This window comes from Paenactinomyces guangxiensis (assembly GCF_016055185.1).
GTDB classification, from domain to species: Bacteria; Bacillota; Bacilli; order Thermoactinomycetales; family Thermoactinomycetaceae; genus Paenactinomyces; species Paenactinomyces guangxiensis.
This window is the reverse complement of the sequence record NZ_JAECVR010000006.1, coordinates 25,214-38,606: the sequence shown is the minus strand read 5'-3', so window position 1 is coordinate 38,606 and position 13,393 is coordinate 25,214. Positions and strand designations below refer to the sequence as shown.

Sequence of the window (13,393 nt, the reverse complement as noted above, 5' to 3'; positions counted from 1 at the left end):
GGGGAGCGGTCGTTGAGTTTTTTAAAATCGGTTGTGATTGTAAAAGAATAAAATGAGTGTAAGCCAAGTTCAGAACGTTTACGTTCCGGCAGATTCCCGGATTCGCCTGGTTTGTTCTGTCTTAATATCTTCTTGACTGCCCCATAGTTATTTGACCTTCATCCATAAGAAGTGTAATTTAAAAATATGAGTCCTTTGTTAATAAAAGTGAGGAGGTGCTTAGAATTGATCGAATTTAAAGAGGTATCCAAGACATTCGAAGACGGTTTCGAAGCACTTAAAGATATTTCATTTAAAGTCAAAGAGGGGGAGTTGCTCGTTCTTATCGGTCCCAGCGGCTGTGGAAAAACAACGACCATGAAGATGGTGAATCGTCTGATTGAACCGACGAAAGGCACCATTACCATTGAAGGAAAAGATATTGCCGGAGAGGATCCGGTAACGTTGCGCCGCAATACGGGATATGTCATCCAGCAAATCGGGCTGTTGCCACACATGAACATTAAAGAAAATGTTTCGCTTGTGCCACGTCTCAAGAAGTGGAAGAAGGAACAATACGTGGATAAGGTAAACGAATTGATGGAGATGGTGGGCTTGGACCCGGAAACATTCGGTGAGCGCTACCCTTCCGAATTAAGTGGGGGACAGCAGCAGCGGGTTGGAGTCATCCGGGCATTGGCCGCTGAACCGAAAATTATTCTTATGGATGAGCCGTTTAGTGCTCTGGATCCGATCAGCCGTGAGCAACTTCAAGATGAACTTGTCCGGTTACAACGGGAAATTCGCAAGACCATTGTATTTGTTACCCATGACATGGATGAGGCCTTGAAAATCGCCGACCGTATTTGCATTATGAAAGACGGTGAGATCGTACAACTCGACCGTCCCGAAAATATTTTACGCCACCCATCCAATGAGTTTGTTCGTAATTTCATCGGTGAAGACCGCTTACAGGAAAATGTCGTAATGCCTAAGTTGAAAAAGCTTATGGTCACGCCTGTGACAGCATATAACATGCGGGGATTGGCTGAGTCATTGAAACTGATGCGTAGAAAGCGTGTCGACAGCTTGGTCGTCGTTGACAATGACGACACCTTCCTCGGCATTGCAACGGTCTGGGATGTACAAAAAAACTACAAACAAGAAGACCTAACGTTAAACGATATAATGGAAACGGATATAGCGACGCTTCAACTGGATGATCCGGCAGAGGAAGCGTTTCAACTTGTAAACGATTCCCGTTTTGGGTTCGTTCCGGTCGTAGATGAGCAAAATAGACTTCACGGAATTGTCAACCGTGCAAGCCTGGTGGAGCATATTGTCGATCAAATTGTCAATTAAATAAAAGCAGGAGGTGTGGATGATTCCTGATTTAATTTCTAGTACAATCGATGTTTTTGTAAACCGCTGGCCAACTATATGGAACCTTGTCATAGAACATATGTATCTTTCTCTTATTTCCATCGGGATTGCGATTCTCATTTCTGTTCCACTTGGTATTTACTTAACGCGTCATCAAAAAATGGCCGATTCGATCATTGGGATAACCGGTGTCTTTCAAACGATTCCCAGCCTTGCGCTCCTCGTATTTTTAGTACCATTCATCGGTACAGGGCAATTTCCGGCGATTATCGCTTTGACTATTTACGGATTACTGCCCATCTTACGCAATACATACCTTGGGATTGTTGGGGTTGACCGTGCGGCTGTAGAAGCCGGTGTCGGCATGGGAATGACCAACCGTCAAGTGCTGTGGATGGTTGAACTGCCTTTAGCTTTAAGTGTCATTATGGGCGGGATTCGGACCGCTACGGTGTTAATCATCGGTGTCGCTACGATTGCGGGTTTGATTGGTGCAGGTGGACTCGGAGATTTGATTTTCCGTGGGTTACAAACGTACAATACGGGTCTCATATTGGCTGGGGCGATTCCATCAGCACTTTTGGCAATTGTGTTTGACTATTTACTGAAGTTGCTAGAAACCGATGTAACCCCGAGAGGCGTTCGGAAAGATAAAAAATCCGATAAAAACAGCGGGCGTATTCGAAAGTGGGTTGTAGTCGCATTGATTCTGATCCTGCCAATATCAGCGTTAGTTACACAAATCGGTAACGGCGGTGGTGGCAAAACGATTACAATCACCGGAAAGAATTTTACGGAACAAGAAATTATGGTTTACGTCATGGGGCACCTTATTGAAGAAAAAACAGATCTGAACGTGGAATACGAGTCGTTCCTTGGCGGGACGGCACCTGCGTTTGAAGGTGTCAAAACGGGCGAATACGACCTATACATGGAGTACACAGGAACAGGTTTGTTAAACATTTTGCAGGGAGACATGATCAATGACCCGGATAAAGTGTATGACATTGTGAAGAAAAAGTTTAAAGAAGAGTACGATTTAGTCTGGCTGGAACCGATCGGCTTTAACAATACCTACACGTTGACCATCCGAGAAGATGATGCCAAAAAGTGGGGAGTCAAAACCATTTCAGACCTAAAAAAGAAGGCGCCGGAGCTCACACTTGGGTCCGAGCCTGAATTTTTGGAACGCAAAGACGGCTACCCTGGCCTTCAGGAAACGTACGGTATAGAGTTTCGCGATAAACAGACAATGGACTCAGGGATCATGTATAGTGCCATTAAAAACGGTGAGGTGGATGTCATTGACGCCTTCGCAACTGACGGACGCATACCGGCATTTAACTTAAGGGTACTTGAAGACGATAAGAATTCCTTTCCACCATACTATGCCGTACCAGTTATAAGGGCTGACACTTTGGAGAAATACCCGGAATTGGAAAAAGTGTTAGGTTTGCTTGCCGGCAAAATCGATAACGAAAAGATGCAAGAGTTGAATTCACGCGTAGACATCGACAAGGAACAATATGAAGATGTTGCCGTAGATTTCCTAAAAGAAGAAGGACTGATTGAAAAGTAACTGTTTGGCTATATGTACCTGTTCAATGGTAGAGTGTCTTTTGTCTTAATATTATTATTTTCCATTTGATCGTCAAAGTGGAAAGGTTATAACCTCAACCATCCCCGTTGAAACAATTCCGAACGGACAATGGAAGAAATCAGGTTAATACTGATTGCAAGCGGGATCTCCCGGGAAAAGACATCCGCGTACACCTGCTGCAAATTTTCAAGTGAATTGCCGTTAAGATATACAATCCTTGAAGAATAAATTAAAAGGGAGAATCCCGTATAGTACGCTAATTTTAGTCTTGTTTTCAAAATGTAGGGGTTTCTTTTCACTCTGTTTTGTGTTTTAAAGCCCTGTACTCGCTTGGGTAATAACCGGTGTTTGTTTTAAATACGCGGCTAAAATAGTAGGGGTCCTGATACCCTACTATTTTTCCGACTGTTTTAATTTCCATATCCAAGTCGGTGGAAAGAATGCGCTTCGCTTCATTGATTCTTAATCGGGTCAAGTATTTAATAGGCGTTTCATTTGTGTGCTTCCGAAAGATTTTACCCAAATAATCCACGGTGAAATTGAGTTCATTGGCTATTTCTTTCAGGGTTAAATTTTTTTTATAGTTTTCTTTTATAAATAGTTTGACAGCTTCGACTAGCTCTTCCGGTGAGGTTTTATCGGACATAGAAGAGGCGATGTTTGCAAGGGAGTCTAAGTCCCCTCTTATTTTAAGTTCAATTTTCCCTAATAAAGAATGCAATTTTTCATCTGTCACAGGCTTTAATAAATAATCTTCCACTTTATAATTAATGGCCCGGCGTGCATATTCAAACTCATGGTAGCCGCTTAAGATCACGATTTTGATATGAGGAAAGGCAAAAAAGATATTTTTGGCTAACTCAAGCCCATTCATCATCGGCATCTGAATATCTGTGACAACTAACTGGGGTGTTTCGCTTTCGACAATCTTTAAGGCATCCAGACCATTCATGGCTTCACCAATGACAATAAAGTTGGGATTAAGTTCGGTTATTTTTCTGGAAATATTGCGTCTGATCAGGGACTCATCTTCAACAACAAGCGTTTTAATTTGCAAGGTGCGCTTCATGGTTGCCGATTCCCTCCTTTGAATGAACGTGTCCCCCAATGGTAACAGACAGGCCCCGATCATCGAGATTTTTGATTTCAAAACAGGCATCATCCTGAAACATTAGCTTTAGTCTGATAAAAATGTTTTTTAGTCCCATTCCATTGATTTGTAAATCAGGAGTGTGCAGGATATCCTTTGAGGAATTCATAAAATCATAAAATTGTTTTCTTACGGAAGGGTCCATGCCCGGGCCATTATCGGACACGGTGATTCGCCACTTTTCATTTTCAATTGTACCATGAACAAATATAGACCACGGGGGAGGGGTGTCTAAACCATATTTAATTGAGTTTTCAACTAAAGGCTGAATAATCAGCCTCGGTACCGTAAGATCATACATTTGCTCTGGTATATCGAAATGATAGGTTAAATTCTCTTCATAACGGATTTTCATACAATCTAAATAGCGTTTTGTGTAATCAATTTCCGATTCCAGTGAAACTCCTTTTTTATTTTGAGCTGAAATATACCGTAACATAAACGATATATTGTCACATAAAGTAACGATTTGATCGTTCATCCCTTCTTCTGCCATAACACGAATATTTGTCAAATTATTATATAGAAAGTGAGGGTTCATCTGTGATTGAAGGGCGAGAAACTTGGCATCCAACTCTTTTGACCTTGAAATCAGCAGCTCCTTAAAAGAGTGAGACAATTTTTTGTTCATTTTATTAAAGGCCCTATTAAGATCATCAATTTCAGCGATGGAGCTTTTTTCTTCATTTACAACAGGAAAATCACTTTTTGATAAATCGTCAATGTCCAATTTGCGAATGGCCTTTTGGAGCCGTTTAAGCGGCAATGTCATTTTTTTGGATAACATATAGGAAATAATTAAGATAAATAACAGAGTAATCAATGTTAATAAAAAGAAAATTTTGCTCAACTGATCCAGGTAGGAAAATAACTCCTTCTGGCTTTGTGTGATGATGACTGTCCAACCCGTTTGATCTAAAACAGCATATGTCATAAGCTGATGATCATGGGTGACCGGGCTGGTAATTTGATGTGTGGTTTCAGGACCTAATCGCTGCATTGTAATAAGATTCTTATAATAAATCCCTTCTTTTTTATCTTCATCGCTGTTATAGGGATAAAAAAAGTTGCCATCTGAATCAATAACATAGATTTTTAGATTAGCATTCGTCTTCCTGAGGTCATTTAAATATTTAAACAACTTGTCGCAATCCTGCAGTATTTCGATAATCCCCTGACTGGTATAATTACTATTTTTATAAACCCTGGTGAGCGCAATAAATTTCTGGTCCCTCTTGGAGTTCTGCAATTGCGGAGGCAAATCATGACTTTTAATCATACTGATATATTTTGATCCATCTTTTTTCATTGTTTCTGCATACCAGGGCTTCTTTTGTAATTCTACTGAAAGTTCACCATTAAAATATCCCGCACCTACCATACGGCCGTTAAAATCATAGATATTTGCCTGTCTCGCAGTCTCAGAGCTGCTGATGATTGACAGAATTACATCAATAAGTGTTGTTACGTTTTTATACATTTCAGGAGTGTGGGAACTCAGGTTGCTTTTCTGGTAAGTGATGGGGGATAAATCATGATTAAAGTGCTCTTTCACTATATTTGAGTAAACAATATTCATAGAGAAATTATTCATCTTTGTTATTTCCTGGTCCAAGAAACTGGCAATCGAGGTACTAAGCTGTTTTTGTTGGGCGGAGACATTATTTTTGGTATAATTTACAAAATATATAAAAAGAAGTAGGCCGATGATAATAATGAAGCCGATGAAAAATGCGGAGTAATAGGCAAACAGTTTTTGCTGAAGTGTTTTAAATTTAAGTCTGATCATATATACCTCAGTCCCTCTATTCTAAAAATTACAATCAGGAAGCCGTAATTGTCTATTGAGGGTACATGGATGTAAGCGTATTCTTTAAGTGAAATCAGGTACCGTGGTATTAATTATAACCATATGAAATGATGAGTCCAGGGGGGGAAAATTTTGAAGCGGACAAAATGTTTAGCGCTTTCATTGATGCTGATTCTTTCTACTATACTTGCAGCCTGCAGTTCAGATGGATCTTCCGAAGGGGATAAGGTAACTTTGACTTTTGGAACGCATCAATCGGGCATTCCCAGAACAGGGATTATTCAGGAGATGGCCAAGGACTTTGAAAAAGAAACAGGCATCAAAATCGAATTTCAAATCGTGCCTGATGCGCAGTGGCGGGACTTGGTCAAAGCCAAACTGGCATCAGGTGAAGCTCCGGATATTATCAATGTCGATGTTGACCCTTTAAGTTTAAACGCCAATATCAGACCGGAACAAAATGCCATTGATCTGACAAAGGAAGAATTTGCTAAAAGGATGTCCAAGGAAATCCTTCAGTCGGTCAGCTATAAAGGAAAGGTTTATGGTGTATCGTTTGCACCGACCAAAATTTGGTACGTCTATTACAATAAAAAAATATTTAATGACCTGGGAATTAAGCCGCCTACCAATTATGCGGAGTTTAAAGCCATAAGCCAAAAAATTAAAGATGCCGGTATTACTCCGTTTTACATGGCACCGGCAAGCGGTTGGTATCAAGTTCTTCCGTTATTTGAAACAGGGCCCAATTACGAAAAGTTAAACCCGGGAGTATATGAAAAATTAAATAAGAATCAGATGAAAGTGCAGGACCTAAAACAGCTTGAAACAGTCATCAAACAATTAAAAGAGTTTGCTGATCTCGGTTACTTCGGTGAAAATTTCCTTTCAAATACAGTTGAAGCAGGGATCGATGCGTTTGGACAAGGGAAAGCAGCGATGTTTTTAAGGGTTCAGGGCACAGAGCAGGACATTGTAAAGGCTTATCCTGAAATGAAGGATAATATAGGATTCTTCGTTATGCCGTGGGGAGATAACCAAATAATCGGAATCAACCCCGGCGGTTCTGCAGCCATGATTGGAAATAAACATTCTGAACATCAAAAAGAAATTCTCCAATTCTTCCGCTGGATGACAAAGCATGAAAATCTGCAAAGAGTTTTTGATGGCGGAGAAGGAAACTTAACTATTTGCTGGCCGGAAATCAAGCCTAAATTAACCAAGGATTATATTGATTATGAGAGCAAACATGAAAAAGGAACCGTGATGCAGGCCGCGGTAAAATATATCGACCCGCAATGGATGGATATCGGAAAGGATTTATCCGGTATGTTCGCCGGATCGCTTACTCCAAAGCAGGTGCTTGAAAACATTGACAGGCGAAGGGAAGAACAAGCGAAGGTTCTGCGAGACCCTTACTGGAAATAGTAAGATTCCTTAAGCATTCCCTGCATGAGCCGGAGCCTTTTCTACGTGGCTCCGGCTGATTTTATCACTTTCATAGAGGAAGAACTCTCTGATACGGAAGTTTTACTAATGATTGAGAGGATTGTGCGACATGAAAGCAAATAAAATTTATCCCTGGTATTTCTCGTTAGGTGCAATCATCTTTTATACCATTTTTATTGTTGTTCCGGCAATTGTAGGAATTTATTATTCTTTTACAGACTGGAACAGCTATGATCTCAATAAAAACTTTATTGGGTTTGAAAACTATAAAGAGATCATATTTGGTGATCATGTTTATTTATCGTATATCAAAAATACATTGGTGTTTACCATTGTTACATCTATTGCCAAGACAGTGCTGGGCCTGTTTATTGCCATCCTGCTTGTCAGCGGGGTAAAAGCGGCCAATCTGCATCGAATGATTATCTTTTCCCCCCAGGTATTATCTTTCCTTATTGTCGGTCTGGTATTTAAAAGTTTACTTGATCCAAACAATGGATTTATCAATACAACCTTGAAGGCCCTGGGGCTGGAATTTTTGGCGCAAAATTGGCTTGGTTCTTTAACCTGGGCCATGCCTTCCGTGATGGCGGTGGATACATGGAAAGGGATGGGCTATATTATGGTCCTCTTTATCGCGGGATTATTAGCCATTCCCAAAGATCTCTATGAAGCTGCGGAAATGGATGGTGCGGGCTTTTTTCAAAGATTATTCAAGATTACAGTGCCGATGCTTCTTCCGACCATGACGATTGCAACTGTTCTAAATATCACCTATGGATTAAGGGTGTTTGACATTATTTATGTTTTAACAAACGGCGGGCCCGGCTCTGCGACTGATGTAATTAATACAGCTGTTTATTCTGCTTTTGCGAAGGGATATTGGGGAATGGGCAGCGCATTATCAACTATTCTGTTCATAATCATGGCGATTGCCTCTGTGTTTATTATTCGTGTGATGAACAGGAAGGTGGAAAATTGATGAGTGTGAAAAAGGCCATTCGATCGCTGAGTTTAAATATGATTGCCTGGATTTTAAGTTTGATCGTCATTGTTCCATTTATTGTAATTGTGATTAATTCTTTTAAAACCGATACTGAAGCAACCGTTTTAAATTTATCTCTGCCTGAAAAATGGATGGTGGAAAATTATCAGGTTGTGATCGAACAGGGACATCTATTGAGTTCATTTCTTAACAGTATGTTCTATGCGGTTGTAAGTTCTCTCCTGGTTGTTATTGTAGTGGCTTTTGCAGCTTTTGTTTTAGCCCGTAATCAATCAAAATTCAATAACTTTATTTATTTATTTTTGGTACTTGGGATTACACTGCCGTTGAATTACATCCCTTTGATGAGTGTGATGAAATCGCTGAATTTGCTTAATACCTATGCAGGAATGATTTTCCTCTACACAGCGATGGGAATTCCGATCTCTCTCTTTATCACATATGCATTTGTAGGCAAAATTCCCCGGGAATTGGATGAAGCGGCAATCATGGATGGATGCAACAGCTTCTCATTGTTTTTCAGGGTGATTGTTCCGCTTCTGAAGCCGGTACTGGTTACAATCTTTGTTCTTAATTTCCTGAGCGTTTGGAATGAATTTACAGCACCGCTCTATTTGTTGAATTCAGTGGAAAAGTGGCCAATGACATTAGCAGTCTATAACTTTTTCGGTCAATTCAGCGCCCGGTGGAATCTGGTAAGTGCTGATATTGTACTCACTTCTCTGCCTGTATTAATCGTCTTTTTGCTTGGACAAAAACATATCGTCGGCGGAACGGTGTCCGGGTCAATTAAGGGCTAAATAATGAAACATGTACGGCAGCCCGATTTTCATCACAGGACTACCTTACAGTCAGATCAATTGAAAGGGGGGATGTATTCGAAACCACAGCTGTTACTGATCCCACGATCCTTTGTCAGAATCGTTAGGAAGAGGGACTCTGCACATACCAAAAAGATGTTTACAAAGTAAAAAAGAGGTGAGTCAGCATTGAAAAGGCGTCCAACTGGTGTAAAAAAGTTGTTCGGCATTTTCCTCGCAGTTGTGTTCACTTTGCAAATGAGTTTCCCGGCATTGAACGCATATGGTGCAGAGACATACCAGTATCCGTTTCAGAATCCCAATCTTCCGCTGAAGAAGCGTGTGGATGACTTAATTTCAAGATTGACGCTGGATGAAAAAGTATCACTGTTGCACCAATACCAGCCGGCGATTCCGCGACTGGGAATTAAATCGTTTCGGACGGGTACAGAAGCCCTTCACGGGGTTTCCTGGCTGGGGAAAGCAACTGTATTCCCTCAGGCGACCGGATTTGCCAATACCTGGGATGAGAATTTGATCAAAAAAGTTGGATCGGCAGTCGGGGATGAAGTAAGAGCTTTTCATAAGAAGGACCCTGTGAATGTGGGATTATCGGTTTGGGCACCTGTCGTTGACCTGCAAAGAGACCCGAGAGCGGGGAGAAACGAGGAGGCATATGGGGAAGACCCTTACCTGACAGGCCGGATTTCACAGGCGTATTCTACAGGTCTGAAGGGAGAACACCCAAAGTATATAAAGACAATTCCCACCTTAAAACACTTTCTGGGGTACAACAATGAAGAAAACAGGGGAGCAAGCTCTTCCAGCCTGGACCCCAGAAATTTGTATGAATATCAACTGAAATCTTTTGAAACAGCAATCGCTTCCAAGTCGGCACTTTCCATGATGCCCGCTTATAATGCGATCAACGGAAAACCGGCTATTTTAAGCCCTCTTATCAATGATGTTGTCAAAAAAGATTGGGCAGATAAATTTTTCGTCGTAAGTGATGCATTCGATGTGTCCGGAATCAAAAATGATCATAAGTATGTTGACACAATGGCAGAAGCAGCCGCATTGACGATTAAAGCAGGTGTTGACAGCTTTACCGATCAGGATAAAAACTCCGATGTCGTGATTGGCTGGATCAAAGAGGCTCTGAATCAGGGGTTGCTTGTGGAAGCAGATATTGACAAGGCTGTGAGAAATATACTGGAAGTGCGATTCCTCACCGGTGAATTTGATCCTCCCGGGTTGAATCCGTATGCCAATATTGATGTAAATGTGATCAACAGCAAAGAGCATCAGAAATTGGCTCTGAAAGCAGCGCAAAAACAACTGGTTCTTTTAAAGAATGAAGAAAACGCTCTCCCGTTAAAAAAAGATGCAAAGGGCAAAGTGGCGGTGATCGGGCCGCTTGCGGATCAAGTGTTTAATGATTTTTACAGCGGTACCTTCCCATATACTGTGTCCACTTTAGACGGAATAAAGACAAAAGTTGATAAAGACAAAATTGTTTTCTCCCGCGGAGTCAATCAAATTGCATTGAAGTCTGTTTCAACCGGAAAATATGTAACCGCTTCACCCTCAGGCAATGAAAATTTGGCAGCCAACAGTGAAAGCATTGGAAAAAATGAAACTTTCTCTTTATACGATTTTGGCTGGAATCAATATCTGCTAAGATCCCATGCCAATGATAAATATGTATCAAATACAGGCAGTGATGATGTAAAGAACAATGAAAGCGCTCCCGGGGACCAGGAAGACCGTCCAGGCACCCAGGACTGGTTCACCTATCAAAACTACAATCTTGAAAAGCAAAACGATGGTACCTATTCACTTTATAACTATCAATGGGGCCATTGGGACACAGGACTTAAAGGCGGAAGATATGTAACAGTGGAGAACGAGGCCCCGCACAAACTGAAGGCCACCAAGTCTTCCGTTACCGGAAACACGGAAAAATTTGAACAGAAGATGGTTGTAAATGGTGAAAAAGAAGCACAAGAGGCCGCCAGGAATGCAGAAGCAGCAGTGGTAGTGGTTGGTGACCAGACCATGCTGAATGCCAGGGAAACCATAGACCGCCAGGATATCACTCTCCCGCCATCACAGGAAGCATTAATTCAAAAGGTGGCTGCGGTAAACCCGAACACCATCGTCGTTGTGATCTCAGGCTATCCGATGGCCATGCCGAAAGTGGAAAACAACCCGAATGTAAAAGCGATTTTGTATTCTGCTCACGGCGGCCAGGAGGAAGGCCGGGCGATTGCAGACGCCCTGTTTGGCGATTACGCACCTGCGGGACGATTGAACCAGACATGGTATGCAAGTGTTGACCAGCTTCCTGACATGATGGAATACGACATCATCAAAGGAAAACGCACTTACCAGTATTTCGATGGTAAACCGTTATATCCTTTTGGTCACGGTTTAACCTACACAAACTTTGAGTACAAGAACTTAAACATAAAAAACAAGACAGTAAAAGCAAATGATACAGTAACCGTAACCGTCGATGTGAAAAACACCGGATCTACAGCCAGTGATGAAGTTGTCCAATTGTATACACGAGCAGAGGAATCCAGAGTTCAACGTCCGCTCAAAGAGTTGAAAGGATTCCAAAGATTAAGTTTTAAACCGGGTGAAACCAAACGGGTTACCTTCAGGCTGCCGGTCAAAGATCTTGCCTTCTGGGATGTAACCCGGGAAAAATATACGGTTGAATCAGGTACTTACACGATTATGGCAGGGAAATCATCAGAAGACATCCAGTTAACCGAAAAGCTGAAGGTGAAGGGTGAAACAATCAAAAGCAGAGACCTCTCAGTGGAAACAAAGGCAGAAAACTATGACGACTATCACGGTGTAAAAATGGTAGAGGAATCCAAAACAGGCGATTACGCCGTTGGTGAAACAGACCCCGGTGACTGGATTGCTTTCCGTGACGCGGATTTGAAAAAGGATTTAACCGGCTTCCAGGCAAAGGTTGCAAGCGCCAACGGCGGAGGACATATTGAAATCAGACTGGACGACCCGGCCAGAGGACAGCGGATTGGAACCGTTGCCGTTCAAGATACCGGCGGCTGGCAAAAGTGGACAACCGTCCAAACCAGGGTAAATGAGGTAAAAGGAAAACACGATGTTTACCTGGTGTTTAAAGGGAATATCAATATAGATACTTTCCGGTTTGTTGGGAAGCGAAAATAAAATAATAAATAATGATGCAGCCTTAGTTCAAATGTTTATTGGACTAAGGCTGCTTCATTATCTCGAAGTCTAAAATAAGCCTATGATTACAAGTGAAAATTTGAAAACGGCCCTTAGTTTAAAATACATGATAACATAAGAATGGATGAGAAGCCTTAATTTTATCAGGGGGAAATTAATGATGATAAGCAGAGAAAGAATGATTTTATAAAACTGTAGCACATATATAACAGCAGTTAAAAAAACGAATGCAGGTGAAAAAAGATGAAAGTTGCCGTTGGCTCAAAAAATGGTACCAAAGTTGGAGCAGTTGAAAAAGCATTCCAGCATCTGAATGCCACGATACTCCCCGTATCGGTGCCTTCAGGTGTCCCGGATCAGCCTTTATCCGATGAAGAAACCATTCAAGGTGCCATGAATCGTGCCAGAAATGCAAGAAAAGAGATGGAGGCAGACATAGGAGTCGGTTTAGAAGGAGGAGTCGTGCAAACAGCTCACGGCTTGTTTCTGTGTAATTGGGGAGCATTAACAGACCGGAATGGCATTCAAGTGATGGCTGGTGGAGCCAGGATCAAGCTTCCGGATGAATTTTTCATTCCATTAAAGAAAGGGAAAGAACTAAGCTTCGTGATGGAGCAATATACAAACCAAAAGAATATCGGAACCAATCAGGGGGCTGTCGGCATTTTTACCCATGGATATGTAGAACGGCAAGAAATGTTTTTGCACGTTTCAAAATTGCTGATCGGACAATATTTATTTCAAACCGGGAGAAAATAGCGGAAACATTTCCATCTGCTTGATTAAAGCACCTTGTCAATCCCTTTCTTTCACAGTCGAAAAATCCCGGCCAGAAGGTGCTAAGATTAAAAGGATATTTCCAGTTTATTGTCTGTTTTTAAATGGTAATGGTCGGGATAATCATCTTTGAATGTTAATTCAATGGGGGATCGGAATCGTTTGTACTCTTCCATTTCCCCCAATATCCCCCTTAACCATTGGACTA

9 protein-coding genes are annotated in these 13,393 nt (G+C 41.5%); 7 read left to right on the top strand and 2 right to left on the bottom strand.

Going from position 1 to position 13,393, the window contains the following annotated elements:
• The first annotated feature begins 225 nt into the window (after window positions 1-225).
• Together I8U27_RS07630 and I8U27_RS07625 are read left to right on the top strand one after the other, a co-directional pair.
• Window positions 226-1,341, top strand: a complete 1,116-nt coding sequence (locus tag I8U27_RS07630) for an ABC transporter ATP-binding protein (protein WP_181751075.1) — start codon at window positions 226-228, stop codon at window positions 1,339-1,341.
• A 19-nt stretch (window positions 1,342-1,360) separates the two neighbouring features.
• Window positions 1,361-2,941 (top strand): glycine betaine ABC transporter substrate-binding protein, encoded by a 1,581-nt coding sequence (locus I8U27_RS07625; RefSeq protein ID WP_181751074.1) that lies wholly within the window; start codon window positions 1,361-1,363, stop codon window positions 2,939-2,941.
• Between the two features lie 316 nt (window positions 2,942-3,257).
• Here I8U27_RS07625 and I8U27_RS07620 read toward each other — a convergent pair whose 3' ends face one another.
• The gene (locus I8U27_RS07620) at window positions 3,258-4,031 is read right to left on the bottom strand and encodes a response regulator transcription factor (protein ID WP_181751073.1); all 774 of its coding nucleotides are present in this window, start codon (window positions 4,029-4,031) and stop codon (window positions 3,258-3,260) included.
• Window positions 4,009-5,901 (bottom strand): sensor histidine kinase, encoded by a 1,893-nt coding sequence (locus I8U27_RS07615; protein ID WP_181751072.1) that lies wholly within the window; start codon window positions 5,899-5,901, stop codon window positions 4,009-4,011. The genes I8U27_RS07620 and I8U27_RS07615 overlap by 23 nt, the downstream gene beginning before the upstream one ends.
• Before the next feature lie 153 nt (window positions 5,902-6,054).
• Here I8U27_RS07615 and I8U27_RS07610 point away from each other — a divergent pair, with 153 nt between their 5' ends.
• From I8U27_RS07610 to I8U27_RS07590, 5 genes are all read left to right on the top strand, one after another.
• On the top strand, window positions 6,055-7,350 hold the full coding sequence (locus tag I8U27_RS07610; protein WP_232345307.1) for an ABC transporter substrate-binding protein: 1,296 nt from the start codon (window positions 6,055-6,057) through the stop codon (window positions 7,348-7,350).
• Window positions 7,351-7,480: 130 nt separating this feature from the next.
• Entirely contained in the window at window positions 7,481-8,353 is an 873-nt protein-coding gene (locus tag I8U27_RS07605) for a carbohydrate ABC transporter permease (protein ID WP_181751071.1), read from the top strand.
• Window positions 8,353-9,177: a carbohydrate ABC transporter permease gene (locus I8U27_RS07600; RefSeq protein ID WP_181751070.1), complete on the top strand. Its 825-nt coding sequence runs from the start codon at window positions 8,353-8,355 to the stop codon at window positions 9,175-9,177. Before I8U27_RS07605 ends, I8U27_RS07600 begins: the two co-directional genes overlap by 1 nt.
• Window positions 9,178-9,366: 189 nt before the next feature.
• Window positions 9,367-12,387: a glycoside hydrolase family 3 protein gene (locus tag I8U27_RS07595; RefSeq protein ID WP_181751069.1), complete on the top strand. Its 3,021-nt coding sequence runs from the start codon at window positions 9,367-9,369 to the stop codon at window positions 12,385-12,387.
• Between the two features lie 264 nt (window positions 12,388-12,651).
• Window positions 12,652-13,167 (top strand): DUF84 family protein, encoded by a 516-nt coding sequence (locus I8U27_RS07590; RefSeq protein ID WP_181751068.1) that lies wholly within the window; start codon window positions 12,652-12,654, stop codon window positions 13,165-13,167.
• Window positions 13,168-13,393 lie beyond the last annotated feature (226 nt).